We start from the raw sequence: 23,180 nt of genomic DNA, 5'->3' as shown, positions 1-23,180 counted from the left end.
AGTCCTTCACATGTTAACTCTGTCATCATATCAAATCTCGAGCTGGTGCTATTTATATGCGACGACGCGACCCGCCGGGCTGACTACGAATTTGCGCACACTGGCAAAGCCCTGAGGCTGCCGTTCCGCCAGCACCTGAAACGGTTTTTGCGGCAAGATGATCGCCCGCTCGATGGAGGTCGCACCGGTCTCCGCACCGCGTCCCGCAAAGGGATCCAGCCGGAAAATCTCGCGCTCCACTTGACCGAACCAGCCCTTTTTCTCCAACTCAACCCGCTCGGACCATAACTCCTCGATGGTCCAGGCCAGCGCCCAGTCTTCGCCCGGGGCGGCTTGCGCCTCTTCCAGAACCTCGCGAATGGGACCCGATTGCAGCGTGAATGCGCTGGAATACATCGGGCCCACATGCACGCGCCGCAGCCGCTTTGGGTGCAGATCGTCGAAATCCCGATCAAACCCTTGCGCGATGGTCAACAACTTCAAGCCCGCTGTCGATTGCGCTGCCAGATGAGCCTGCGCGGCGGGCCAGCGCCGGTCGTCCTTGGGCAGAGATATATCGCCTGAATCCTCCACCTCCATCAGGTAGATTGTCGGCACATTCTGGCGGCTGTCATAGACCGCCCAATGGATCAGATAACGTTTCCTGCCATTTGAATTTCCTTGCCAGATTGCCTGCGGATCGTTGTGGGCCCAGAACAGGTCCCCCCGCGCAAGCTCTTCATAATAGAGCCGCTGGGACATGGCATATTGCAACTTTGTCGGGATCGTCAGATCGCCGACAATCTGACGGATCATTTCGTCTTTCAACTCAGCCTGCGACCGCATCCCGTCCAGATGCCGTCCCGCCTGCTGTGCATCATTGGCCATCGTCATCAACTCGCCGAACACCGGAAAACCGGACTCAACCCGGTCGATGTTGAGCGAGCCAAAGAACACACCTGTATCGCGCCCTGTCAGCAGATACTTCTGGCTCAATGCCCGAAACGTCGCCGCGATCCGCTGGACGTAATTCGACACGATGGACACATCGGTCTTCGAGAACGTCCGCTCCCGCTCCATCTCGCCCGCCACCCGCGCCAGATGGTCAGTGATGCGCTCGAACTTCGCAAAATACCGCCGCGCCGCGAGGTTGTCCGTTAGACCCGCGTGATCAATGGTGAGGTCAATGTCCTGCGTCAACCGCTCCCGCTCCCGTCACCCAACTTCCCTAAGCCGGAACGATCCGCATCAGACGTCCATACGGCGCCTGCAATCAAGCAGATGCACACCAGCAGTCCACCCGGCACATAAGCTGTCCATCCAAGGTCGAGAGTGTAAACGACAGTCAACCAAGCAACCCCAACCACCAAACCGATCAGAGATTTGGAAAGACCGCTCACGCGCCGTACAGGTTCTTGTCGTGCTTATCGACCACGGCTTGGAACCGGCGGGCGAAGCGCTCATCAGCCTTTGCCTTCTGTTCCAGCACCTTGCGGGCAAAGATCATCTGGTCCTCATGGGCCTCCAGCATATCGGCCATCCGGTTGTTGGTCGCGGCACCGATCCCGGCCATCGCAGCCTGCGCTTCTTTGTCCGTTTCCACGCCGATCTCATTTATGCGGTGGGCCACGTCCTGTTGTTGCGCGGTTTTCAAAGACTTGGTCAGCGCGTCATAGAGAACGACCCGCTGTTTGGTATCCGTTTCCAGCTTGTTGATCAGAACCATCTGCGTCGCCGCCTGGTTTTGCAGGGAATCAACCCAGGTCTTGCCCTTCTCGATATAGCGCTCCAGCGTCTGGGAGTTTGCCAGCTTCACCTGTTCCTGCTGCACCATCTCATTGTAGCGTTTATTCAGATCGGCCAGTTCGGTTTCCAGCCGCGTACGGGCGGCGGCATCCTGTTCGACGCTGATCTTGTTTTCCAACTCGATCATCTTGGGATCCATCGCCAGAATATCGGCGCGCAAAGCTTCCAGTTCGCCCACGACCATTTCGCGCTCGTCGAGCGTGGCGGTCAGGTTCGTTTCCACCTTAGCCTTCTGCTCGTTCAGCGTATTCAATTGGCTTTGCAGAAGCTGGGTAATTGTGTCGGATTTCGAGATCAGGTCCTGCAGCTTGTCATCAATCGACGCCGTGCGCATCCGTTCCTGCCGCATGGATTCGGACTTGGCGGGCGCGAACATACCGACGAAGCTTTCCCAGCCCGTCTTGTCCCGCATGGCAGAGAAGTCTTCGGAGAACCCGGACGTGACATCGTCCAGCCCCATGATTAACTCAGCGATGTTGGCATTCATCAGCTCCGTATGGGTGTGTACGTCGTCCAGCGAAGCGTTCTCGATATCGATGGTGATGTCGTCACCGCTTTTCAGCTTGGACCGCGCCGTCTCGATCCGGCTCGTTACCTCGATAATCTGCTTCTGCGCGGCTTCGACCTGCGCCTGACTTTCCCGGACCTGAGCATCAAAATCTGCCATCTATATCTCTTCCTTCGCCAATGTTACTATCATTCACATAAGCGCTCTCGCGGAAATGTGAAGACTTGAGCGTACCATAGCATTGAAAATGGGCAGCTCCATGACCGAACTACCCCGCCACGGCGAAAAACGGAACTGTGATGTCAGTTAAGGGCACCAGCGAAGTAACCGTGGCCCGGCCAAACACCGCGCCTACCTGCGCAAATGTGTCAAAGAGCGCCGCGCGCAGCTGACTTTACGTCTGTTTTGCTGGACTTTGCTGCCGTTGATATACAAAGCAGCCAGACCCAATGCCGACTAAAGATACGAGGCTTCTTGAATCACAAAGGTATCGCTGATCTATTGCGATTTGAACATTTACCAAATTGTTGAAAGCTATGAATGCGTTATCTTGTGTTATTCTTAATTCTGACTGTTTCAGTTGAGGCGCAAACAGTGCAAACACCGAAGCAAGATGCTGAAGAGTTAATGACCGCTTCCATTGAGTTTGCAGAACAACTTCTTCAAAATTATGGAGAGTTCTTTCCATTTGGCGCAGCGATGAAACCAGATGGCCAGATGATTTTGGTTGCTGGATATGACGGAGATGAGCGCCCCCCTTCACACGAAATCATTGATTTACTCAACGCAGGTTTCCGCAGCTCTGCGGTTGGCGGAGATTATAAAGCTACTGCGTTAACCTATGATGTGCGTGTATCGCTTCCAGGCACCAGTAGGAAAAGTGACGCGGTAGCCATAGCGCTCGATCATGAAGGTGATTATTCGGTCGTCGTATATTGGCCATACAAGCTAAGTCGGGGCGAGGTTTCATTCGGCGAGGTATTCGCCGAAGAAGGAGTGTATGGAATATTTCCTGAGCCGTAAAACGACAATTAGGCTTCCGCTCCGGGCTCAAAGCCGATGTTCGTCTCGCGCCTTCTGTGCCGCGGGAAAAACCCTCGGTGGTTCACTTTCAACGCAGCGGAGGTAAGCAAAACGCAAACCCCGCCTCTTCGCTCGGCGCTCACCCCAGAAGCGCGCGCATCATGCGGCTGTCGGGGTCCATGAGCGCGTCGATGACGTCGAAATGGTGTCGGCCGGGCAAGATGATCTGTGGTGTGCCCCAAGCCTCTGCCAGCCAGCGGGCCTGATCCAGAAACACCGGCCGTTCCTCGGCGCCGACGATGGGGGTCACGGCGATATGCGGAAGAGGCAGACCCAGAATCGGGCTTTCCGCCGCGGCTTCGACAGCGTCCAATCTAAGCTCCGCATTCATCGACAGATCCACAAGCGGGCGCAAATCCGACACGGGCGAGATCGGAACGCTGGTGAAAATCCGCCCGGCGACATCTTCGGTCAATACGCCCGGCATCGCCATGCGGGCCACCAGATGCCCGCCCGCTGAATGACCTGTCAACGCGATGGGTCCGGCGACCTGCGCGGCGGCGGCCGTAATTGCGCGCGCAATATGCTGGGTGATCTCGCTGATCCGCACCTCGGGGGCTAAGGGATACCCCGGCAGGACAACCGCATAGCCCCGCTCCAGCCCGCCTGCCGCGAAATGCGACCAGTCCGACTTGGCCCGCGCCTTCCAGTACCCGCCATGGACGAACACCATCAGCCCCTTGGGTGTCCCCTCGGGCCAGAACAGATCATACGCCGCCCGCGGATGGTCCCCATAGCTAACATCCAGATCGCAACGCCGGGCCGCCCGAAACGCCGCCGCCGCCCGCGGCCAGCGATCCCCGTAGGCAGCCGCATCGGGAATAAACCCGCCATTTTCATAAGCCAGATCCCGCTTTTCCTGCGCACTCGTCATTTTTTCAAAAAACTTTCCAAGGATTGACCCGCCCCGTGCGTCCTACCATCACTATGCGCATGAAAACCAGTGACGAGGCTTTGGCCCAAGCGGCCGCCGCAGGCGACAGGGAGGCATTCGACCTCCTCATTCGCCGTCACTATGATCGTATCTACAGGTTTGCGTGGCGCTTGACCGGCACCCAGCACGATGCCGAAGATCTGGCACATGACATTTTGGCCGCCCTGCCCCAGAAACTGCGCAACTACCGGGGTGAGGCCAAGTTCACCACATGGGCCTACCGGGTGACCATGAACGCCGCCACGGACCGCGCGCGCAAGGCCCAGAGCCACGCCAAAGCCAGCGAGGGCTGGGCCGAAGACTACCAGCGCCGCGCCGCCGAGGATGAGGACGCGGCAGCCGCACAGGACTGGCTTGGCACGGCCATGCGCGCCCTGCCTCAGGAGTTGCGCGAGACGGTCGCGCTGACCCTTGGCGAAGACCTGACACAGAAAGAAACCGCCGAGGTGATGGGCCTCAGCGAAGGAACCATCGCGTGGCGGATGTCCGAAGTGAAACGCCACCTGCGCGATATGGCCGAAAAGGAGGCCATCTGAATGACCGATGAGCTTGATAAACTGCGCGCGGCCCTTGGCACGCCACCCCCCGCCAGCGACGCCGCCCGCGACGCGGCCTTGCGCGTGGCGGAAAAAAATTTCGAAAGCCTCCAAGGATCGGCGCCCGGCGCACGTCCCACAGATACAGGACCGGAAAGGTCCAACATTCTGAAAGGACTGAGAGACATGTTTGCCACCCGAAATCTGAAACCGCTTCTTCTGACCACCTCTTCCCTCGTCGTCTTGGGCGTGGGCTTTGTCTTTGTGCAAAACCAGCCCGGACCACAAACCACGGTTCTGGCCCCCCAAGTGGAACCCGCCGCGCCCGAAATGATCACCGCGAAAGAGGCACAGCCCTCCGCGGATCAGGACGTTTTGCAGGACGCGCCTCTGGCCTCCCCCTTAGAGGCACCGATGATACTCGAAGAGATCGTGGAAGAGTTTGCGCCCGCCGAAGTTTCGCGTCCGGGCCGCAGGGTCGTGAACCCCTCTGCCTCCACCAGCATGCTGCAAGGCAGTCAGGAGATCAGGATCCTTCCCGTGCCGGATCCGTACCCCGAAATCATCGAGGATCGGGACCGCTTTGCAAACGAGACCCCGAACGCAGTCAAGATCACCAGCGAAGAGCCGGTATCGACCTTTTCCATCGATGTGGACACTGCGTCCTACGCGTGGGTGCGCCGCGCGCTGCAAAATGGCCAACTGCCCAACGCCGAGGCCGTGCGGATCGAGGAGATGATCAACTACTTCCCCTATGATTACGCAGCACCCACCGGCGACCTGCCGTTCCAGCAGAGCGTCACCGTCACCGACACGCCGTGGAACGATGGGACCCAGCTGGTTCATATCGGCATCCAAGGGGAATTGCCCGCTATCGAAGATCGCCCGCCCCTGAACCTAGTCCTGCTGATTGATACGTCTGGCTCCATGAGCAGCCCGGACAAGCTGCCACTGCTGATCCAGTCCTTCCGGCTGATGCTGCCGGAGTTGCGGCCAGAGGATCAGGTCGCCATCGTCACCTATGCGGGCAGCGCAGGCACGGTTTTGGAGCCGACTGCAGCGAGCGAAACCGGCAAGATCGAGGCCGCCCTGAACAGCCTGATATCTGGCGGATCCACCGCAGGGGCCGCAGGTCTGACACAAGCCTATGCGCTGGCCGAACAGATGGCGGATGAAGGCGAGATTTCCCGCGTACTTCTGGCCACGGATGGCGATTTCAACGTCGGTCTGTCCTCGGACGAGGCGCTGAAGACCTTCATCGAGGAAAAGCGCGACGACGGCACCTTCCTGTCGGTTCTGGGCTTTGGACGGGGCAATCTGAACGACGCCCTGATGCAGACACTGGCCCAGAATGGCAACGGACAGGCGGCCTATATCGATACGCTCAGCGAAGCCCGCAAAGTGCTGGTCGATCAACTGGCGGGCGCACTTTATCCCATCGCGTCCGACGTGAAGATACAGGTAGAGTTCAACCCCGCCGAGATCGCCGAATACCGCCTGATCGGGTATGAGACCCGCGCCCTGAAGCGTGAGGATTTCAACAATGACAAGGTCGACGCGGGCGAGATCGGCGCAGGTCACACGGTCACAGCGATCTACGAGATTACGCCCATAGGCTCCGACGCGATCCTGAACGACGCGCTTCGCTATGGCGCTGACGACCCCGTGGCCTCAGACAGTGACGAGCTGGGCTTTCTCCGCCTGCGCTACAAAACGCCCGGCGAAAGCGAGAGCCAGTTGATCGAAACACCCATTTCGACCGGTGTGAGCGATGCCAACACCGATGTCCGCTTCGCCACTGCGATCGCAGGGTTCGGCCAGCTTCTACAAGGATCCAGCTACACAGGCGACTGGACATACGAGGACGCCATCGCACTGGCCAACACCGCCAAGGGCGACGATACGTTTGGCTACAGAACCGAAGCCGTCACCCTGATGCGTCTGGCCGAAAGCCTGTCCAAGGCCCGGTAAGCGCACCCCAAGAAAGCGAAAACCCCGGCCAATCGGCTGGGGCTTTTGGCGTCAGGACGGGAACCGCAAGGCCATCCCCCGCCGCACGAGGTCAGCCAACATCCAAGAACCGCTAAACAGCCACGGCCCAGACCACAGTTTTGCCCAACTCCTGCGGCAGAATGCCAGCGCTATGGAACACAACTCGGACAATCCGTTGCGTGATATGCCTGACCTCTTTCGGCGGTGGGGCTTTTGGGCGGTTCTTTTTGGGGCTGTCGCATTGGTGCTCGTCTTCGCACAGCTCATCGGGCCAGCCCTCGAGACGCAGCAATCCGTCGGCACGCAAATCGGCCAAATCGCAGGCGAGATCAAGCGCTCGGCCTGGCAGACCCTGCTGGGATGGCCAAAGCCCGAGCCTGAGGTCGTCGCGCCGCCAATCTGGTTCTATGCCGCAATGGTCGCGCCAGTCCTCGGCGTGATTGCGGTCGTTCTGTCCCTGATCTCGGTCATGCGGCGCGAAAACTGGCGCTATGCGGCCTACGGCACCAGCCTGGGCGCCGCCGCGATCACCTTCCAGTTCGTCTGGATGATCGCGATTCTGATTGTTGGTGTTCTGCTGTTGATCGCCATTATTGAAAACATCGGTGATATCTTCAGCTTCTAGCCCTCTCAGATCAGGGGCCAGTCGCCTATCTCAGAAAAACAAGGGAACCGTGGGCGCGTCCACCCGTTAAATCCTCGATTATCTTCATCGGGATTAACGCATGGCACAGACTGCACTCATCTCGGGCATAGGGGTCGCTGGCCCCACCGCAGCCTACTGGCTGGCTCACAATGGCTGGAAAGTAACAGTCATAGAGCGGGCGGACAGTCTGCGTCTGGGCGGGCAGAACATCGACATCACCGACGCCGCGCGGGACGTGGTCTCGAAAATGGGCATCATGGACGACATCAAGGACCGTCACACCGGTGAGAAGGGCCTGCAATTCGTCGACACCGACAACACCGCCAAGGCCAGCTTCCCGGTCGAAAAGAAAGGCTCCCTCACGCGGGAGATTGAAATCCTCAGGGGCGATCTCGTCGACATTCTCGTCAATGCCACGCCCAAGAGCGTCGAGTACCGGTTTGGTGTTTCCATCGACACGCTTGAGGAAAAAGACAACGGCGTTGAGGTGACATTTGATGACGGCACAACCGGAACCTTCGACATTGTCATCGCCGCGGATGGCATGAATTCCTCGACCCGAACGCTGATCCTCGGGGAGGAGGGGCACGAGGACTATCTCGGGTGCTGGTCCTCCTACTTCACTGTGCCGCGGCTGGAGCGGGACAACGACTGGTGGCGCTGGTACACAAGCCCGACGGGCGTCATCGCGTTTCTGCGACCGGACAATCAAGGCACCATGCGCGCATCGGTGAACTTCCTGAGTGACGAGAACGACCCGCCCCGCATGTCGCTCGCCGACAAGAAAGCCGAACTGCGCAAGCGCCTCGACGGCGCCGGTTGGGAGGCTGAACGGCTGAGCGACGCGTTGGAGGACGTGGACGATATCTTCCTGGGGCCGCTGCACCAGATCAAGTCGAAGACATGGTCCCGTGGTCGGTGCGTCCTTGCGGGCGATGCCGCCCATTGCCCCACGCCCTACACCGGCATGGGCACGACCCTCGCGCTGATCGGGTCCTACATTCTGGCCAATGAACTGGCCGCGCACACGAACCACGAAGATGCCTTCAAAGCGTATGAGGAGAAATTCCGCGCCTTTGCGGAGAAGTCCCAGAAGCTGCCCCCGGGCGTCCCCGATCTGGCCTATGCCCAGTCCCGCTTCAAAGTCAGCCTGATCAATGCAGGCGCCAGCATCGCCGCATCCTCGGCGGTCCAGGGCTTCGCATCCCTGTTTGGCGGTGGGTCCAAGGTAGATGAAGACGAGTTCGATCTGCCGGACTATGAAAAAGCAAAGGCAGCCTGACAATCTACAGAACGAAGCACCTCAGAGGCTCTTTTGGAGCTGCTTGACGAGAGCGAGATCGATCCCAAAATGAGTGCAAGATTCACTCCGGGATAGGTGTCAAAGCACGGCGACCGCGTCCAGAAACCGCGACCAACCGTCGTGCAAACGGCTGCCTTGAAGCCCTTGCTGTATGAAGCTGCAATGCGTGCGAAGAACAGCTTTTACGAATACAGTTCAATAGGAGCGCTGAAAAGTCTTCGACGTATCAACGCTGCCTTTGGTGTGATCTTGCGACCAAAGCTCATAAGCTATGCCACGCTCTTTAAGTGCCTGAAACACGCGGTGCGGGTTGATGCCAGCAGTTTCGCGATCGAAGGTGAGCACACTGCCATCGACAAAATGAAGCTCGAAGCGCTCTTCGACCTCGGTGTACTCGCCATCACTGTCTTTGCTTGTGCGGCTGATTTCTAACCGCAATGCCTTTGCAACATCGGCAAGAGCTAAGTCCATTGGTAGATTTTTGGAAGGTACGGCGACATCCCAAATGAGCCTGCTTGAAGAGACTGTGGCTTTCCAATCGCCTGCTGCATTGAAGACACGCCAAGCTTTTCGGCCCTCGCTCAATGCAAGAGCCCCGCTTGCCAAAGTCAAAAGGGCAAAGATCGCTTTAAAAAATAATCCGATATGATCGGCCGTGTGAATTGCGAAGATGTAGAGTAAGGGCCAAATCAGCCCGAAACTGAGCCAAACGATATGCAGGCTGGCGACGCGCAGCTTTGATGAGTGTATTACGGTCGGTTCTATCACCACCCACAGTTTGCACGGAACTGGATCAAAAATATGGCGATTTTTGCGCCAAGCTTCGCTTCTACTGGTCAAGACGAATACCGGTCATTCGAAACAACTTCTGAGACAGTAGCTTTGTCCGCGCTTCTGTCATTTTCAGGAGTTTTGGCTCCGCTGCATCGCCGCAGGTCCCCTCTGAGCCCAAAGTAACTGATGCTGCGCCGCTCAACTCTTGATGTGAAGTGTAGACATCAGTCGTTCACTTAATTACCGCTGACGCGGTTGATGGAGCATTCTACGGTGAGGTGTTGCGATTGAAAAACTCTTCAAGTTTTCCGAGTACTTTAATGGTCACACTGTTTTTGCTTTTTGGAGCAGCAGAAGGTGCGATAGCCCAGAATTCTGGTGATGGAACTCAATTCTCTACTCCTGATGCAATTCGGTTTCCTACTCCAGACGTAATCGCGTGCCTGAAAGCTATTGAGCCACTAGATTCGCGATATCGTGGTTGGATGGAATCGCAATGCGTTGGTATTGCTGGAGATATTTGTTTGAACGTGGACAAAGGAAGGCGCGGATGTTTGCATGATCTAGTCGCATCGATGCGGGAGTTCTATGAGAAGTTGATGCCACTACTTCCGTCAACGATAGATGGAGGTGGTTTTACTGCGTATGGTTATGCACGAGCGCTAGTGCAGGCGGCAGATACATTTGAGAACCTGCCCGAGTGCGATGGTTTGCGTGTTTACGAATACTCCATATGCGAGTTTGTGAGCCTTGGAACTGCAACACAGGATTTGTTCTATCGAGCAAGGCAGGCAGAGGTTGAACTCCCTTAGTGGCCATTGGCTTGAACGCATCGAACGGCAACAAAGTCCCGCACTTCTGTCATTTCCAGGAGTTTTGGCTCCGCTGCATCGCCGCAGGTCCCCTCTGAGCCCAAAGTTACAGATGCTGCACCTTTCACAAAGGTCTGCTATCCAGCTTCAGAGGATATCGCGTGAGACAAGTTAAAGATGCTAAAGTTCACCCAACTCAACGCTGACTGGAATGCCGAACCAAACGCACCTGATCTCCGAGTCGAGCATGACGATACTTCGCTCGTCGCTCGCTTTAGACCCAACGCATTGCTTTATCCCGAGTTCGAGCGTGTCTCGTTTATCTTGGTCCGGTTTGAAAACTGCGAAAGATATCGCATTACAAGCGTAAACGACCACGGCTGGTATGATGGACGGTGTCGTTTCAGTGGTCTCGCACCGGCTTGGGGCGAATTTTACGAAATTTCGGGCAATACTCGTGATGATCTGGACGCAACTCCTTGGATCGCAATGAACGGCTTAGGTGCTAGGCACTTCCATTTCTACTTCAGAGACGAGGCGCTTGAGGTCAAAGCACTCGACTGGTCGATGCAAACCAAAAGCTGACATTTGTAGGCGTTGGAGCAGTGTCCGCTTCGTCCGCACCGTTGCCGTTGGTTGGCTATCTTGCGAACGATTGCGACGGCCCGATGCGAGAGTTTACCTGTTGCGCGACGAACTAGGCGGACGAGCCCTTAGTTGCAGTTGCTGCGCAGTGCACCAATGTCGGCTTTCAAAGGCAACAAGCCCTAGAAGGGAAAGCCGTGTTTCGCGCTGTACGCGGGATCATCGCAGGCGTTCCATCAACTCGATCCGGTTGCCGAATGGGTCGAATACATAGAGTCTTGCAAAACCCTCTAGCGGTTCGTCGTCTATACAGGCGACGCTGGCAACTTCGCAACGTGCCCTCATCTCTGCTAAGTCGTCGACCAAAAACGCTGGGTGCGCCTTTGTTGCGGCACGGAAGTCTTGCATGACTCCGAGGTGAACCTTCACATCGCCAAGCTCGAACCAACATCCACCGCGCTTCGCCAGATTTTCAGGTTTCGGAACTTCACCAAGCCCTAGAACATCGGCATAGAAGCTTCGTGCCGCGTTTTCATGGTCCTCCGGCATTGCCAATTGCACGTGGTGGATTGTCTTGAGCATAGTATCTCCTCGCTATCCTCCTTTGGCCTAAGCTGACATTGCTGGGCGTACATCAAAGGTCCGCTTCGTCCCACTCAGCGGACCTGCGATGCGGCCCTTAGCACCGCTGCCCCAATAAAAAAAGCCCCGGCTCTGAGAACCGGGGCTTTCGTAATTCTATCCAAGCAGGATCAGTGAAGTTTGGCTTCAACTGTCGCGATGGCGTCGTCGATCAGGGCGTTTTGATCTGCCGCGCTGGTCTTGGCCGCGATCACATCTGCGGCCGCTGCAATCGCAGCTGTCACGGCAGTGTCGCGCACGGCTTTGACAGCGTCCGCTTCGGCAGAGGCGATCTGCTCTTCGGCGGCCTGCAGACGGCGGGCGATGGAGTCCTTGATGTCTTCCTTCGCCTGATCCGCAGCCATTTGCGCATCTTTCTTGGCGGTTTCGATGATCCGCTCTGCTTGCTGGGCCACTTCTTTCTGCTTGCGCTCGTAGCTGGCCAGGATGGTCTGGGCCTCTTCGCGCAGGGCCTTCGCCTCGTCCAGTTCGGACCGGATCGTATCGGCGCGCTTGTCCAAGAGGCCGATGATCATGCCGGGGACCTTGTAGTAGAACAAGATGGCCAGAAACACGACCAGCCCAAGGAACACGACAAAATCAGTGTTGCTGAGCGAAATACCCTTCCCCGCCGCAAAAGCAGGGGCGGGCGCGATCAATGCCAGTAGGGATATACGTTTCATGGCGCTCATCCCTTCATCTTGGCGTTGACGGCAGCGGTGACGGATTTCGCGTCGATGCTGCCCGGTGCGATAGCCGCCACGATGTCCTTGGCAATGTCGCGGGCAACTTCGGCCGCATTGTCCTTCGCGCTTTCGCGAATTTCGGCAATCGCCTTTTCGCTCTCGGCGGACTTGGCCGCGATCTCGGCGTCTGCCTCGGCCATGGCCTTTTCCAGATCCGACTGGATCTCGGCCTTGGCGTCCGCGACGATCTTGTTGGCTTCGGATCGGGCGTCAGCCAGCGCTTTGTCGTAAGCCTCTTCGGCGGCAACCGCGCGCTGTTTGAGGTCTTCCGCCGCGGCGATGTCATTCGTGATTGTGCCCTGCCGTTCCGACAGAACCGACGCAATCCGGGGAAGCGCGATCCGTGACAGGATGAAGTAGATCACGACCAGCGTCACCACGAGCCAGAAAATCTGGTTGTCAAAGGTCGAGAAGTCCAGCTGCGGCATGCCCGCGCTTTCCGCCTCTCCTCCGTGGGTTTCAGTTGCCATTTCGGCCCCCTGAAAAAAGTTTTCAAATCCGGCGCTTACATCGGACGAGACCAGCGCCCCGCCCGACCGTAAGGATAGTCTTAGATGCTCTTAGACAGCAAACATCAGCAGAAGGGCGACGAGGAACGAGAAGATCCCCAGCGCTTCCGCGAATGCGATGCCGATGAACAGGGTTGCTGTCTGCGACGCAGCAGCGGATGGGTTGCGCAGGGCGCCGGCCAAGTAGTTGCCAGCCACGGTGCCCACACCGATGGCTGCGCCACCCATGCCGACCGAAGCCAGACCTGCGCCGATGAATTGACCCATTTGTGCGATATCGCCTTCCATGTTTTCTCTCCTTACGATGGAATTACGGTGATTGGGGTTCAGACCTTAATGATGCGGATGCAACGCGTCCTTCAGGTAGACGCAGGTCAGAATGGTGAACACGTAAGCCTGAATGAAGCTCACGAGAATTTCGAGGCCATACATGGCGGTGATCGCCAGAATGGACAGGGGTGCGATGGCCGTGATCGCGGCAAAGCCCGCGAACACTTTGATCACGGCGTGACCGGCCATCATGTTACCAGCCAGACGGATGGAGTGGCTGACGGGCCGTACGAAGTAGCTGATGATCTCGATGATCGCCAAGACAGGGCGCAGGGCCAGCGGCGCCGAGGACACCCAGAAGAGGCCAAGGAAACCTGCGCCGTTCTTGACGAAGCCCAGAACGGTGACGGTCAGGAACACGCCCATCGCGAGAACGCCTGTTACTGCGATATGGGACGTTGGCGTGAACGCGGTCGGCAGCAAACCAGCGAAATTGGCGCAGACGATGAACATGAACAGCGTCATGATATAGGGGAAATACTTCAACCCTTCCTTGCCGGTCACATCCTCGACCATCTTGTAGATGAAGCCGTAGGCCAGCTCGCCGATGGACTGCATTCGGGTCGGAATGATCTGACGGCGCCGTGTGCCCAGAACCAACAGACCGATGATGCACAGCACTGTAATCGCCATCCACAGGGTCGAATTGGTAATGGTGAACATGCCAACTTCCGTTCCACCAAACAGAGGCTTCACGATAAACTGGTCCATCGGGTGAAAAACGAGACCGCCGTCTTCAGCTGGTTCTGCCACGTGCCTTAGTCCTTCTTCCGTGCGGCGTGGGCCGCCTGTTCCGCCTGAACTTCCTTGGCGGTGCGCATCATCACGTTCACACCTGCCGCAAAGCCCAGCAATATAAAGAGCACCAGAAAGATCGGCTGTGTGCCGAAGGCCCAGTCGAGCCCGTATCCGATGCCGAAACCGATCGCCAGACCGGCCACAAGCTCTATCACCATCCGCCAGGCCAGTTGCGCCTGAGAATAATGTTCATCCCCTCGTGGTTCCGGCGCCTGGGTCTTCTTCAACCCTTCGATCCGGTCTTCCAGCGCCTTCAATCGCGCCTTTTCCAGATCATCAGCCATGGGGCACCCCCGCTGGGACAGTTGCGCGGACACTATGAAGGGAGACGGGCAGTGTCAATTCGACTCTGCATGCATTCAGATAACTGATTTTAAATGATAATTTCATGAAATTCGCCCCTTTGCCGTTATGCCGCAGCCGTCAGGCGGCCCGATCCATATTCAACCATATGGTTGACGATTGATCCAAGTCTGCCCATCAAGTGGCGAATGGAAACGGCTCTGGATCAGGTATTCTCCGCGCTGGCGGACCCCACGCGGCGGCGTATTCTGGGTATGCTGTTGGAGGATGATATGGCGGTCACCGATGTGGCCGAACCGTTTGAGATGTCGCTTGCAGCGATCTCAAAGCATCTCACGATTCTGACCCGCGCGGGCCTGATCACCCAAGAAAAGCGCGGTCGCGTAAAATGGTGCAAGCTGGAACCCCTCGCCATGCGAGAGGCCGTGGTCTGGATAGAAAGCTTCGGCGAGCTGGAACCGCTGAACTACGACGCATTCGAGCAATTTTTACAAAACGAGTTAAAAACACCCGCCGAAGCAGAAGACGGAAGCTAGGCGATACCCAGAAGCCGCAAAACAGCCAGAACCACGACGATAAGACCAATTATGTAGATGATATTGCGCACGGTGTGCCCCTTCTCCGATTATTCAGACCGAAGTCTGTTGAGGCCTTAACCGTCTGCGACGGCAAAGGTTCCGCGCACCGCAAGATAAAGCATACATTCGTATACGCGTATTCAGGCCTTGGCCGTGCGCGGCGCGTCCTCGCCCTTTAAAAGCAAGAGAAGCGCAACAACGGTCAGACCAATCCCCCCCAGGACAATCGCGGACGGCGCACCATGGCCCAGCGCGATCTCCCAGACGATAACCCAGCTTGGGGTTAGATAGGTATAGGCCATCACCTTGGCCGAGGGCAGCCGGAGGCTTGCAAACTGCAACAGCACGAAGGTCATCGAACTGGCGCAGATCGCGACATAAAGGATCGTGAGCCAGATCGCTGGATCCAGCGCCAGCCAGTTGATCGCCCGAATATCTTGCCAGCCCCATGCGCACAGCAACACGAAGCCCGCGCAAATCGTCCCGAATGAGAAGGCCAGAACGTTCTCGCCCCGGTTGAGCAGCCGTACCAGCGGCGTGTAGATCGCATGACAGATCACGCCGAAGAAATAGACCGTCTCGCCCCGTCCGATGTCAAAGGCCAGTGCCGCAGCAAGGTCCCCACGAAAGATCACCCAAAGCGCGCCCGCAGCCCCTATCGCCAAGGCCAGCGCCATGCGCCGCGTCGTGATCTGCCGCAACAACAAGTACCCCGTGATCCCCGACAGCACCGGCGTTAGGGTGAACACGGCACTGGTCGACACGGGTGAGGCTGTTTTCAGCCCCTCAAACATCAGCACGAAATACGTGCCGAAAAACGCCCCGAGGATCAGGAACCGCCAGGGTGCCACGAAGACGTCCCGGCTCAGCTTGCCGGTGACCGCCGCCAAGGTGCCGATTACAACCCCAGCGATCAGGAACCGCGCCGCGTTCAGCGCGGCAGGGGCCACCTGATCGGCCACCATCCCGCCCAGCGAAAAAGATCCGGCGACCAGCATCGAGAACAGCAGCATCGCCAGATGGCCTTTCCCGGCCTCAGACATCCAAGCTGCGCCTCAAAGATCCGGCCAGGCTTTTGCCTCTTCCTTGAGGAAATTCACGAAAGAACTGACCTTGGCCGTCCTGTGCAGGTCCACATGCGTGATGCACCAGAAGGTCGAGAACCATTCCGGGTTCGGCTCCATCACCTCGACCATATTCTCGCGCTCGTGTCCCATGTAGCTGGGCAGGAACCCGATACCGGCGCCCGCGAGAATAGCATCCTGCACAGCGTTGGTGCTGGAACACTTATAGATGACGTTCTCATCAGGGACGTGTTCCCCGATCCAGCGCATGAACGGCGCGCGCGGATCGATATTGGTCACCCGCACGAAACGGTGGTTCGGGATATCCTCCATCCCGTTCAGCGGTCCGTGGCGGAAGATGTAGTCCCGGTGGGCGAACAAGCCCATGGGCATGGTGCCAAGCTCCTGCACCACATTGTCCAGATCATTGCCCGGCTGGCCCGCCCGCAACGCCACATGCGCCTCCCCATATTCGAGGCGCAGGGGGCGGATATCAACGACCAGCTCGACCCGCACATCCGGGTGATCCGCCTGATACTTGGTCAGGGTCTTCGCCATCAAAGGCGACATCTGCGGCAGACACGTCACGATCAACTCGCCCGAGACCGAGGCCCCGCGCCCGTGGATGCGCCCCGCCAGCTGCGTCAGTTGATCCTGTGTGGCCGTCGCCACCTGCAACAGATCCTCGCCAGCTTCGGTAGGGGTGTAGCCGCGGGCGTGACGCTGGAACAGTTTTGCACCCAGCTTTCCCTCCAGACTGTCGATGTGGCGGATGACCGTCGCGTGGTGCACGCCCAGCACTTCTGCGGCACCTGACACCGTTCTGAGCCGCGCCACCTGAAACGCGGTTCTGATCTCATCCCAATTGTCTATATCCATTATGTGCGTCCATCCACACTCAAGGCGCGCTCACGCCAGTTGAGTTCAAGTTTGCAAAATATAACTCTCGCGCCAAGCAAAACATTCAACCGGAGTTCCCACAATGACAATCCTTCATATAGACGCCTCAGCGCGGAGCGATGGCTCCGTGTCCCGCAAACTCACCGCCAGCATCGTGGACCAGCTGGGCGGAGAGGTCATCCGCCGCGATCTGGCCGACGGCCTGCCCTTCGTGGACGAAGCCTGGGTGGGTGCCACTTTCACGCCCACCGACCAGCGCACGCAGGACCAGAAACACGCGCTCGCCCTCTCCGACAAGCTGGTGGCAGAGCTTCAGGCAGCCGACACGCTTGTCATCGGCGCACCCATCTACAATTTCGGCGTTCCAGCGGTTCTCAAGGCATGGATCGACATGATCGCCCGCCTCGGCGTTACCTTCAAATACACATCCGATGGACCCGTCGGGTTGCTGGAAGGCAAGCGCGCGGTCATCGTAATCGCCTCGGGCGGCACCGCCGCATGGTCCGACATAGACTTTGCCACACCCCATCTGCGCCAGATCATGACATTTGTGGGCATCAATGACGTCGAGTTCGTCATCGCAGACACGCTTGGCGCCGGCGCGGACCAGAAAATTGCCGCCGCACAGACCCAGATCGACGCGCTCGCGGCCTGACACATACGCTCGACCACGGGCGGGGCAGTGTTGTCCCGCCCCTGCCCTGCGCTAAATTCAGGGGCATGACCGCAACGCAATACCCCATCCCGTTCCGCCTGCTGCGCATGATCCTCAGCGCGGCCTTCCTCTATTTCGGCCTCGAAAAGCTGCTGGGGGCACCGTCTGCCGTTGCGCTCTATGAAACGCTGGGCTTCGGCCAATGGCCGCGCTTCGTAACGGGCACGGTCGAAACGGCCTCCGCGATCGGGCTCTGGCTGCCCCACTTACAGGCGATCTCGGCACTGGCTTTGACCGCAACCATGATCATCGGACTTTCCGCGCTGATTTTGTTCGCGGGGCCGCCCTACTGGCATATGATTGCGCTGGGCACGGGCGCGGCGCTGACCGCGTTCGCCTACCGTCACCAGGTCACCGCGTGGCTTGACTCGCGCCGTCCACAGGCCTAAACCCCGCGCCATCACCGGAAGCATCGATCTTCCGGTCCCTGCACAACCGCAGGGATCGCCCTCCACCAGCGTGTTACGCCCGTGGGGGCAATTGCGTTTTGAGCCGTCCCCACCCACATCGGGGACATGAGAGAAAAAGAAGAAGGAGCCTTGGGGTATGTTTGAAAATCTATCCGAACGTCTGTCCGGCGTCTTCGACAAGCTCACCAAACAAGGCGCGCTCTCGGAAGATGATGTGAAAACCGCCTTGCGCGAAGTGCGTGTGGCGCTGCTCGAGGCGGACGTGTCCCTGCCCGTGGCCCGCGATTTCGTCAAGGCCGTGCAAGACAAGGCCACCGGCCAACAGGTCACCAAGTCGGTCACCCCCGGCCAGCAAGTCGTCAAGATCGTCCATGACGAGTTGAAACATGTACTCGCGGGCGACAATGAAGATCCCGGCGAACTGAAGATCGACAACCCGCCCGCGCCCATCCTAATGGTGGGCCTGCAGGGATCCGGTAAAACGACAACCACCGCGAAGCTGGCCCTGCGCCTGAGCCAGAAAAGCGGCAAGCGCGTGCTGATGGCCTCGCTCGACACCAACCGCCCCGCCGCGATGGAACAATTGGCCATCCTCGGCAAACAGATCGGCGTCGATACCCTGCCCATCGTCAAGGGCGAAGATCCCGTGGCCATCGCCAAGCGTGCCAAGCAACAAGCCACGTTGGGCGGCTACGATGTCTACATGCTCGACACCGCAGGCCGCCTGCACATTGACGAAGAACTGATAGCACAAGCCGCTGCCGTGCGCGACGTCGCCAACCCGCGCGAGACCCTTCTGGTCGTCGACGGCCTCACGGGTCAGGACGCCGTCAACGTTGCGGAAAACTTTGACCGCGAAATCGGCGTCACCGGTGTCGTCCTGACCCGGATGGACGGCGACGGACGCGGGGGGGCGGCGCTTTCCATGCGTGCGGTCACCGGCAAACCCATCAAATTCGTGGGCCTCGGCGAAAAGATGGACGCGCTTGAGACGTTTGAGCCGGATCGCATCGCAGGCCGTATCCTTGGCATGGGCGACATCGTGGCCCTCGTCGAAAAGGCGCAGGAAACCATCGAGGCCGAACAAGCCGAGCGCATGATGAAGCGCTTCCAGAAGGGTCAGTTCAATATGAACGACCTGAAGATGCAGCTTGAACAAATGATCAAGATGGGCGGCATGGAAGGCCTGATGGGCATGATGCCCGGCATGAAGAAGATGGCTGCCAAGGCCGAGGAAGCCGGTCTTGATGACCGCATCCTCAAACAACAGATCGCCCTGATCCAATCCATGACCAAAAAAGAGCGCGCCAACCCGCAACTTTTACAGGCCTCCCGCAAGAAGCGGATCGCCAAGGGTGCAGGCATGGAAGTCTCTGACCTGAACAAACTTCTGAAGATGCAGCGCCAGATGGGCGACATGATGAAGAAGATGGGGAAAATGGGCAAAGGCGGGATGTTGAAACAAGCCATGCGTGGCATGTTCGGCAAAAGCGGCATGCCCGGAATGGGCCCGGGCGGGATGCCCGACATGAACGATCCAGCGGCAATGGAACAGGCGGCCAAGGCGCTGGGCGGCAAGATGCCCGCGGGCATGGGCAACCTGCCCGGTCTGGGCGGCGGTGGCCTGCCCCCTGGTCTCTCAGGGTTCGGCAAAAAGAAATGATAACCTGCACCATCAGATACGAGGTCGATCCGACCAAGCTCGACGCGTTCGAAATCTACGCCCGTGCGTGGATCTATCTGGTGAACAAGCTCGGCGGCACCCATCACGGCTATTGGCTGCCTCACGAAGGCGCGAACGACATCGCATGGGCGATGTTCTCGTTCCCCAGCCTTGCCGCTTACGAGGACTACCGGGTTCGCATGGCCGCCGATGACGAGTGCAATCAGGCCTACGCGCACGCAGCCAACACCCGCTGCATCCGCCGGTATGACCGCAGCTTCACCCGCCCCATTCTGGATGGCGCCAGCCCGGATGAACTGGGCCTCGCATGACCACCATCACCATCCCCACGCTTGAGACAGAGCGCCTGACGCTGCGCCAGATGACCATGGATGACTGGCCCAGCTATCGCGACTTCTATGCGTCCGATGCGACCCGTTTCACCGGCGGGCCGTATAATGCAAAGCAGGCGTGGACGCTCTTTGCGGGGGATATGGGGCACTGGCATCTCAAGGGATTTGGCTGGTTCATCCTCGACAACGGCACCGGCGTAGTTGGTGCGTGTGGGCTCCACCATCCGCCGCACCAGAAGGCGCTCGAAATAGGCTGGAACACGTTTCCCGCTGCGCAAGGACAAGGCTACGCGACCGAAGCCGCGCGTACCGTTCTGGCATGGGGCTGGGACACGCTCGTCGCGCCGCAGATCGTCAGCTACATCGACCGCGACAACACTGCGTCCAAGGCCGTGGCAGGCAAACTGGGCGCTCGGTTCCATGGCGACATGGCCGCGCACGACCCGGAGTGTGAAGTCTGGGTTCATCCCCAACCGGGGATCGCCGCATGAGTAGCTTTTTTGGGGTCCGACGGAAGTCCGATGAAAGTCCGACAAAAGTCCGAAAGCCGTTTTGGGGGGTAGCATGACCGACATCGCCACGCGGGCGGCGGAGCTTTTGAAAGACCACCGTGACAGCATTGACCGGCTCGATGCCATCCTCGTCTACACGCTGGGCGAGCGCTTCAAGCACACGCAGGCGGTTGGCCGGTTGAAGGCCGATCACGACCTGCCCCCCTCCGATCCCGACCGTGAGGCCCGGCAGATCGCCCGGCTCGAAGACTTGGCCAAACGCGCCGATCTCGACCCGGAATTCGCGAAATCTTTTCTGAATTTCATCATTCGGGAAGTCATACAGAACCACAAGAAAATCAAGGAATGACAGGCGCTTGGCCTGCACACAGCCATCTAAGGAGAACATAAAATGGCAATGAAAATACGTCTGGCCCGTGGTGGGTCCAAGAAACGCCCCTTCTACCGCATCGTGGCCGCTGACAGCCGCATGCCCCGTGACGGCCGCTACGTCGAGAAGCTCGGCACGTATAATCCTTTGCTGCCCAAAGACAGCGAGGAGCGCGTGAAAATGGATATGGAGCGTGTTCAGTACTGGCTCGGCCAGGGCGCACAGCCCACCGACCGGATCTCCCGCATGCTCGAAGCCGCAGGCGTCCTGCCCAAGAAAGAGCGCGCCAACCTCAAGAAGGGCGAGCCCGGCCAGAAAGCCAAAGACCGCGCCGAGGAGAAAGCCGAAAAAGCCAAAGCCGCTGAAGACGCAGCAAACGCGCCAGCAGAGGAGGCACCGGCCGAGGACGCACCAGCCGAAGAAACGGCAGAGTAAGTCCTTCGGATGGCTAGATTTTTTATCGGGGTCGCGGAACATGACTATGTTCAGGCCGCTGTCGCGGAGGGCGTATGCCTGTTCGCAGGCGGTCAGCGCGCCCCGGTGGAAAGTCTCGAAAAAGGGGACAATGTGGCGTATTTCTCGCCTCATCTCTCACACGGCGGCACGGCGTTGAACTGCTTCACCGCCATGGGAAAAGTCACATCCGAGACACCGGAAGAAAAATCCGACTGGCCCGATCACCCCAAATTCAAATCATGGGTACGCCGGTGCAGTTACCGACCGTCAGCGCCCATCGCCCTCGGGGACATCGAAGATGACCTGTCCGACCAGACCCGGGCCGCTTTGGACACTGCAATTTCCGAAATCTCCGGGACCGACTTTTCCGTTCTGGCAAAGGCCATGACGCCCCAATGATCCGGCGTACGATCACCCTTGTTCTGTGCGGTCTCGCCTTCTACGGCGGCATCGAAATTGAACGCGGGCGCGTCAAGGATCGCTGCGTCGATGCTGGCGGCGCGTGGGAGCCGACACGCTTGATTTGCATAGGAATTTCGGAATGAGCAACGACCGTATCGTCGTCGGCGCCATCGCGGGATCTTTCGGGGTCAAAGGCGAGGTTCGCCTCAAATCCTTCTGTGCAAACCCTGAAGATATTACGATCTACGCCCCGCTCTACGATGACGCGGGCAAGGAGTATTCGGTCAAAATCACGCGCCCTATTAAGGGGGGGTTCGCCGCGCGCTTGTCTGGCATCCGGTTCAAAGACGAAGCCGACGCATTGCGCGGGACAAAGCTGTCAGCCGATCGGGAACTGCTGCCCGCCCTGCCGGATGATGAGTTCTATCACGCCGATCTGATTGGCCTTGAAGTCTTGGATACCGGGGGCGCCAAACTGGGCAAGGTCGCGGCAGTGTTGAATCACGGCGCAGGCGACATCCTCGAAATTCGCGGACCGGGGCAGAAGGGGAGTCTTCTCTTGCCCTTCACCAAAGAGGCCGCGCCGACGGTCGATCTGGGTGTCGGTCGGATCATTGCTGATCCTCCGGATGACGATGAAGCCGATGGCTGACCAGCCCAAACGCACAGGGTCTAAATCCCACGGACGTCTGTCGATCAGCGCCAGCGCGCGGCCGCGCGACCTGATGGGTGAAACGCCTCGATTGAAAGGGGCCTGGACCGCAAAAATCATCACTCTTTTCCCTGAAGCCTTTCCCGGCGTTCTTGGGGCGTCCTTGATCGGAAAAGCGCTTCAGGAAGGGCTCTGGGCGCTTGAGACCATCGATTTGCGCCCTTTTGGTGAAGGTAAACATCGCAACGTGGACGATACCCCGACGGGTGGCGGGGCCGGTATGGTCCTGCGTCCTGACGTTGTCGGACGCGCGCTCGATCACGCCGCATCAGGCACACCACCGGACCGGAAGCGATGGCCTCTGGTCTACCTGTCGCCCCGCGGAAAGCCATTCACGCAAGCCATAGCACAGCAATGGTCTGAGGCAGAAGGCGTGACACTTCTCTGTGGTCGGTTCGAGGGCGTGGACCAACGGGTGCTTGATCACTACGGCATAGAAGAGATTTCACTGGGAGATTTCGTCCTCACCGGGGGTGAGATCGCTGCGCAGGCCTTGATTGATGCAACCGTCCGGCTTATACCGCGCGTGCTTGGGAATCATGCATCCACGGAAGACGAATCCTTCCAGAACGGCCTGCTTGAGCATCCACAGTTTACGAAACCCAGCCGTTGGCGCGGCCATGACATCCCGGACGTTCTTCTGTCTGGCCACCATGGCAATATCGCGCGTTGGCAGCAGGGCATGGCCGAAAGGCTAACGCAGGAACGACGACCTGATCTCTGGCGGGCTTATTGTGAGCGTCACAATAGGGACCCGGGTGAAGACCAAGAGCTCTGAGG

31 protein-coding genes are annotated in these 23,180 nt (G+C 58.6%); 19 read left to right on the top strand and 12 right to left on the bottom strand.

Going from position 1 to position 23,180, the window contains the following annotated elements:
- Positions 1–48: 48 nt before the first annotated feature.
- Positions 49–1,179 (bottom strand): hypothetical protein, encoded by a 1,131-nt coding sequence (locus KIN_RS11455; RefSeq protein WP_243144900.1) that lies wholly within the window; start codon positions 1,177–1,179, stop codon positions 49–51.
- A 196-nt stretch (positions 1,180–1,375) separates the two neighbouring features.
- Entirely contained in the window at positions 1,376–2,452 is a 1,077-nt protein-coding gene (locus tag KIN_RS11450; RefSeq protein WP_159807006.1) for a hypothetical protein, read from the bottom strand.
- A 381-nt stretch (positions 2,453–2,833) separates the two neighbouring features.
- Here KIN_RS11450 and KIN_RS11445 point away from each other — a divergent pair, with 381 nt between their 5' ends.
- On the top strand, positions 2,834–3,316 hold the full coding sequence (locus KIN_RS11445) for a hypothetical protein (RefSeq protein ID WP_159807004.1): 483 nt from the start codon (positions 2,834–2,836) through the stop codon (positions 3,314–3,316).
- Between the two features lie 139 nt (positions 3,317–3,455).
- Here KIN_RS11445 and KIN_RS11440 read toward each other — a convergent pair whose 3' ends face one another.
- Positions 3,456–4,250 carry a hormone-sensitive lipase gene (locus KIN_RS11440; protein ID WP_159807002.1) on the bottom strand — a complete coding sequence of 265 codons (795 nt, stop codon included), beginning with the start codon at positions 4,248–4,250 and terminating at the stop codon, positions 3,456–3,458.
- 59 nt (positions 4,251–4,309) lie between these two features.
- Here KIN_RS11440 and KIN_RS11435 point away from each other — a divergent pair, with 59 nt between their 5' ends.
- From KIN_RS11435 to KIN_RS11420, 4 genes are all read left to right on the top strand, one after another.
- Positions 4,310–4,846: an RNA polymerase sigma factor gene (locus KIN_RS11435; protein WP_159807000.1), complete on the top strand. Its 537-nt coding sequence runs from the start codon at positions 4,310–4,312 to the stop codon at positions 4,844–4,846.
- Positions 4,847–6,817 carry a vWA domain-containing protein gene (locus KIN_RS11430; protein WP_159806998.1) on the top strand — a complete coding sequence of 657 codons (1,971 nt, stop codon included), beginning with the start codon at positions 4,847–4,849 and terminating at the stop codon, positions 6,815–6,817. It begins immediately after the preceding gene.
- A 172-nt stretch (positions 6,818–6,989) separates the two neighbouring features.
- Positions 6,990–7,463: a hypothetical protein gene (locus tag KIN_RS11425; RefSeq protein WP_159806996.1), complete on the top strand. Its 474-nt coding sequence runs from the start codon at positions 6,990–6,992 to the stop codon at positions 7,461–7,463.
- A 100-nt stretch (positions 7,464–7,563) separates the two neighbouring features.
- On the top strand, positions 7,564–8,766 hold the full coding sequence (locus tag KIN_RS11420; RefSeq protein ID WP_159806994.1) for an FAD-dependent monooxygenase: 1,203 nt from the start codon (positions 7,564–7,566) through the stop codon (positions 8,764–8,766).
- Positions 8,767–8,982: 216 nt separating this feature from the next.
- On the opposite strand, the gene KIN_RS11415 is transcribed toward KIN_RS11420, so the two are convergent.
- Positions 8,983–9,627: a hypothetical protein gene (locus KIN_RS11415; protein WP_243144899.1), complete on the bottom strand. Its 645-nt coding sequence runs from the start codon at positions 9,625–9,627 to the stop codon at positions 8,983–8,985.
- A gap of 221 nt (positions 9,628–9,848) precedes the next feature.
- On the opposite strand from KIN_RS11415, the gene KIN_RS11410 reads away from it, so the two are divergent.
- Positions 9,849–10,373, top strand: coding sequence for a hypothetical protein (locus KIN_RS11410; RefSeq protein WP_159806992.1), 525 nt, complete (start codon positions 9,849–9,851; stop codon positions 10,371–10,373).
- A gap of 177 nt (positions 10,374–10,550) precedes the next feature.
- On the top strand, positions 10,551–10,958 hold the full coding sequence (locus KIN_RS11405; RefSeq protein WP_159806990.1) for a hypothetical protein: 408 nt from the start codon (positions 10,551–10,553) through the stop codon (positions 10,956–10,958).
- A 219-nt stretch (positions 10,959–11,177) separates the two neighbouring features.
- Here the strand turns inward: KIN_RS11405 and KIN_RS11400 are convergent, their stop codons facing one another.
- The 6 genes from KIN_RS11400 to KIN_RS11375 form a co-directional block, all read right to left on the bottom strand.
- Complete coding sequence (locus tag KIN_RS11400) at positions 11,178–11,540, bottom strand: VOC family protein (protein WP_159806988.1); 363 nt, start codon at positions 11,538–11,540, stop codon at positions 11,178–11,180.
- A gap of 170 nt (positions 11,541–11,710) precedes the next feature.
- Positions 11,711–12,271 (bottom strand): F0F1 ATP synthase subunit B, encoded by a 561-nt coding sequence (locus KIN_RS11395; RefSeq protein WP_159806986.1) that lies wholly within the window; start codon positions 12,269–12,271, stop codon positions 11,711–11,713.
- Positions 12,268–12,795, bottom strand: coding sequence for a F0F1 ATP synthase subunit B' (locus KIN_RS11390; RefSeq protein ID WP_159806984.1), 528 nt, complete (start codon positions 12,793–12,795; stop codon positions 12,268–12,270). Before KIN_RS11390 ends, KIN_RS11395 begins: the two co-directional genes overlap by 4 nt.
- Positions 12,796–12,885: 90 nt before the next feature.
- The gene (locus KIN_RS11385; RefSeq protein WP_159806982.1) at positions 12,886–13,122 is read right to left on the bottom strand and encodes a F0F1 ATP synthase subunit C; all 237 of its coding nucleotides are present in this window, start codon (positions 13,120–13,122) and stop codon (positions 12,886–12,888) included.
- A 45-nt stretch (positions 13,123–13,167) separates the two neighbouring features.
- Positions 13,168–13,875 carry a F0F1 ATP synthase subunit A gene (locus tag KIN_RS11380; protein ID WP_159808007.1) on the bottom strand — a complete coding sequence of 236 codons (708 nt, stop codon included), beginning with the start codon at positions 13,873–13,875 and terminating at the stop codon, positions 13,168–13,170.
- 47 nt (positions 13,876–13,922) lie between these two features.
- Positions 13,923–14,246, bottom strand: coding sequence for an AtpZ/AtpI family protein (locus KIN_RS11375; RefSeq protein WP_159806980.1), 324 nt, complete (start codon positions 14,244–14,246; stop codon positions 13,923–13,925).
- A 207-nt stretch (positions 14,247–14,453) separates the two neighbouring features.
- On the opposite strand from KIN_RS11375, the gene KIN_RS11370 reads away from it, so the two are divergent.
- Positions 14,454–14,801, top strand: coding sequence for an ArsR/SmtB family transcription factor (locus tag KIN_RS11370; RefSeq protein WP_159806978.1), 348 nt, complete (start codon positions 14,454–14,456; stop codon positions 14,799–14,801).
- Between the two features lie 182 nt (positions 14,802–14,983).
- Here KIN_RS11370 and KIN_RS11365 read toward each other — a convergent pair whose 3' ends face one another.
- Together KIN_RS11365 and KIN_RS11360 are read right to left on the bottom strand one after the other, a co-directional pair.
- Positions 14,984–15,886: a DMT family transporter gene (locus KIN_RS11365; protein WP_159806976.1), complete on the bottom strand. Its 903-nt coding sequence runs from the start codon at positions 15,884–15,886 to the stop codon at positions 14,984–14,986.
- Positions 15,887–15,898: 12 nt separating this feature from the next.
- Positions 15,899–16,780 carry a LysR family transcriptional regulator gene (locus KIN_RS11360; protein WP_159808005.1) on the bottom strand — a complete coding sequence of 294 codons (882 nt, stop codon included), beginning with the start codon at positions 16,778–16,780 and terminating at the stop codon, positions 15,899–15,901.
- A 109-nt stretch (positions 16,781–16,889) separates the two neighbouring features.
- Here KIN_RS11360 and KIN_RS11355 point away from each other — a divergent pair, with 109 nt between their 5' ends.
- The 11 genes from KIN_RS11355 to trmD all read left to right on the top strand — a co-directional run bounded on the left by KIN_RS11355 (position 16,890) and on the right by trmD (position 23,178).
- A complete protein-coding gene (locus tag KIN_RS11355; RefSeq protein WP_159806974.1) occupies positions 16,890–17,462 on the top strand; it encodes an FMN-dependent NADH-azoreductase in 573 nt (190 codons plus the stop codon).
- 65 nt (positions 17,463–17,527) lie between these two features.
- Positions 17,528–17,911 carry a DoxX family protein gene (locus KIN_RS11350; protein WP_159806972.1) on the top strand — a complete coding sequence of 128 codons (384 nt, stop codon included), beginning with the start codon at positions 17,528–17,530 and terminating at the stop codon, positions 17,909–17,911.
- Between the two features lie 157 nt (positions 17,912–18,068).
- Positions 18,069–19,595 carry a signal recognition particle protein gene (gene ffh / locus KIN_RS11345; protein WP_159806970.1) on the top strand — a complete coding sequence of 509 codons (1,527 nt, stop codon included), beginning with the start codon at positions 18,069–18,071 and terminating at the stop codon, positions 19,593–19,595.
- The gene (locus tag KIN_RS11340) at positions 19,592–19,927 is read left to right on the top strand and encodes an NIPSNAP family protein (protein ID WP_159806968.1); all 336 of its coding nucleotides are present in this window, start codon (positions 19,592–19,594) and stop codon (positions 19,925–19,927) included. Before ffh ends, KIN_RS11340 begins: the two co-directional genes overlap by 4 nt.
- Entirely contained in the window at positions 19,924–20,439 is a 516-nt protein-coding gene (locus tag KIN_RS11335) for a GNAT family N-acetyltransferase (protein ID WP_159806966.1), read from the top strand. Before KIN_RS11340 ends, KIN_RS11335 begins: the two co-directional genes overlap by 4 nt.
- A gap of 73 nt (positions 20,440–20,512) precedes the next feature.
- Positions 20,513–20,809 (top strand): chorismate mutase, encoded by a 297-nt coding sequence (locus KIN_RS11330; protein ID WP_159806964.1) that lies wholly within the window; start codon positions 20,513–20,515, stop codon positions 20,807–20,809.
- 42 nt (positions 20,810–20,851) lie between these two features.
- Positions 20,852–21,265: a 30S ribosomal protein S16 gene (gene rpsP, locus KIN_RS11325; RefSeq protein WP_159806962.1), complete on the top strand. Its 414-nt coding sequence runs from the start codon at positions 20,852–20,854 to the stop codon at positions 21,263–21,265.
- A gap of 9 nt (positions 21,266–21,274) precedes the next feature.
- Positions 21,275–21,685, top strand: coding sequence for an EVE domain-containing protein (locus KIN_RS11320; protein ID WP_159806960.1), 411 nt, complete (start codon positions 21,275–21,277; stop codon positions 21,683–21,685).
- Positions 21,682–21,831 carry a hypothetical protein gene (locus KIN_RS11315; RefSeq protein ID WP_159806958.1) on the top strand — a complete coding sequence of 50 codons (150 nt, stop codon included), beginning with the start codon at positions 21,682–21,684 and terminating at the stop codon, positions 21,829–21,831. The genes KIN_RS11320 and KIN_RS11315 overlap by 4 nt, the downstream gene beginning before the upstream one ends.
- Positions 21,828–22,340: a ribosome maturation factor RimM gene (gene rimM, locus KIN_RS11310; protein ID WP_159806956.1), complete on the top strand. Its 513-nt coding sequence runs from the start codon at positions 21,828–21,830 to the stop codon at positions 22,338–22,340. The genes KIN_RS11315 and rimM overlap by 4 nt, the downstream gene beginning before the upstream one ends.
- Positions 22,333–23,178, top strand: a complete 846-nt coding sequence (gene trmD / locus KIN_RS11305) for a tRNA (guanosine(37)-N1)-methyltransferase TrmD (RefSeq protein ID WP_159806954.1) — start codon at positions 22,333–22,335, stop codon at positions 23,176–23,178. The genes rimM and trmD overlap by 8 nt, the downstream gene beginning before the upstream one ends.
- Positions 23,179–23,180 lie beyond the last annotated feature (2 nt).

It is taken from the genome of Litoreibacter roseus, from assembly GCF_009811795.1.
GTDB lineage: Bacteria > Pseudomonadota > Alphaproteobacteria > Rhodobacterales > Rhodobacteraceae > Litoreibacter > Litoreibacter roseus.
Note: the sequence above shows the minus strand (reverse complement) of the source record. Positions and strands in the feature narration are given on the sequence as shown.

Bases quoted from the DNA above. Each gene is read 5' to 3' on its own strand.
- KIN_RS11450 (WP_159807006.1), bottom strand. From the start codon at position 2,452: ATGGCAGATTTTGATGCTCAGGTCCGGGAAAGTCAGGCGCAGGTCGAA.
- KIN_RS11445 (WP_159807004.1), top strand. From the start codon at position 2,834: ATGCGTTATCTTGTGTTATTCTTAATTCTGACTGTTTCAGTTGAGGCG.
- KIN_RS11440 (WP_159807002.1), bottom strand. From the start codon at position 4,250: ATGACGAGTGCGCAGGAAAAGCGGGATCTGGCTTATGAAAATGGCGGG.
- KIN_RS11435 (WP_159807000.1), top strand. From the start codon at position 4,310: ATGAAAACCAGTGACGAGGCTTTGGCCCAAGCGGCCGCCGCAGGCGAC.
- KIN_RS11430 (WP_159806998.1), top strand. From the start codon at position 4,847: ATGACCGATGAGCTTGATAAACTGCGCGCGGCCCTTGGCACGCCACCC.
- KIN_RS11425 (WP_159806996.1), top strand. From the start codon at position 6,990: ATGGAACACAACTCGGACAATCCGTTGCGTGATATGCCTGACCTCTTT.
- KIN_RS11420 (WP_159806994.1), top strand. From the start codon at position 7,564: ATGGCACAGACTGCACTCATCTCGGGCATAGGGGTCGCTGGCCCCACC.
- KIN_RS11405 (WP_159806990.1), top strand. From the start codon at position 10,551: ATGCTAAAGTTCACCCAACTCAACGCTGACTGGAATGCCGAACCAAAC.
- KIN_RS11400 (WP_159806988.1), bottom strand. From the start codon at position 11,540: ATGCTCAAGACAATCCACCACGTGCAATTGGCAATGCCGGAGGACCAT.
- KIN_RS11395 (WP_159806986.1), bottom strand. From the start codon at position 12,271: ATGAGCGCCATGAAACGTATATCCCTACTGGCATTGATCGCGCCCGCC.
- KIN_RS11390 (WP_159806984.1), bottom strand. From the start codon at position 12,795: ATGGCAACTGAAACCCACGGAGGAGAGGCGGAAAGCGCGGGCATGCCG.
- KIN_RS11385 (WP_159806982.1), bottom strand. From the start codon at position 13,122: ATGGAAGGCGATATCGCACAAATGGGTCAATTCATCGGCGCAGGTCTG.
- KIN_RS11380 (WP_159808007.1), bottom strand. From the start codon at position 13,875: ATGGACCAGTTTATCGTGAAGCCTCTGTTTGGTGGAACGGAAGTTGGC.
- KIN_RS11375 (WP_159806980.1), bottom strand. From the start codon at position 14,246: ATGGCTGATGATCTGGAAAAGGCGCGATTGAAGGCGCTGGAAGACCGG.
- KIN_RS11370 (WP_159806978.1), top strand. From the start codon at position 14,454: ATGGAAACGGCTCTGGATCAGGTATTCTCCGCGCTGGCGGACCCCACG.
- KIN_RS11365 (WP_159806976.1), bottom strand. From the start codon at position 15,886: ATGTCTGAGGCCGGGAAAGGCCATCTGGCGATGCTGCTGTTCTCGATG.
- KIN_RS11355 (WP_159806974.1), top strand. From the start codon at position 16,890: ATGACAATCCTTCATATAGACGCCTCAGCGCGGAGCGATGGCTCCGTG.
- KIN_RS11350 (WP_159806972.1), top strand. From the start codon at position 17,528: ATGACCGCAACGCAATACCCCATCCCGTTCCGCCTGCTGCGCATGATC.
- ffh (WP_159806970.1), top strand. From the start codon at position 18,069: ATGTTTGAAAATCTATCCGAACGTCTGTCCGGCGTCTTCGACAAGCTC.
- KIN_RS11340 (WP_159806968.1), top strand. From the start codon at position 19,592: ATGATAACCTGCACCATCAGATACGAGGTCGATCCGACCAAGCTCGAC.
- KIN_RS11335 (WP_159806966.1), top strand. From the start codon at position 19,924: ATGACCACCATCACCATCCCCACGCTTGAGACAGAGCGCCTGACGCTG.
- KIN_RS11330 (WP_159806964.1), top strand. From the start codon at position 20,513: ATGACCGACATCGCCACGCGGGCGGCGGAGCTTTTGAAAGACCACCGT.
- rpsP (WP_159806962.1), top strand. From the start codon at position 20,852: ATGGCAATGAAAATACGTCTGGCCCGTGGTGGGTCCAAGAAACGCCCC.
- KIN_RS11320 (WP_159806960.1), top strand. From the start codon at position 21,275: ATGGCTAGATTTTTTATCGGGGTCGCGGAACATGACTATGTTCAGGCC.
- KIN_RS11315 (WP_159806958.1), top strand. From the start codon at position 21,682: ATGATCCGGCGTACGATCACCCTTGTTCTGTGCGGTCTCGCCTTCTAC.
- rimM (WP_159806956.1), top strand. From the start codon at position 21,828: ATGAGCAACGACCGTATCGTCGTCGGCGCCATCGCGGGATCTTTCGGG.
- trmD (WP_159806954.1), top strand. From the start codon at position 22,333: ATGGCTGACCAGCCCAAACGCACAGGGTCTAAATCCCACGGACGTCTG.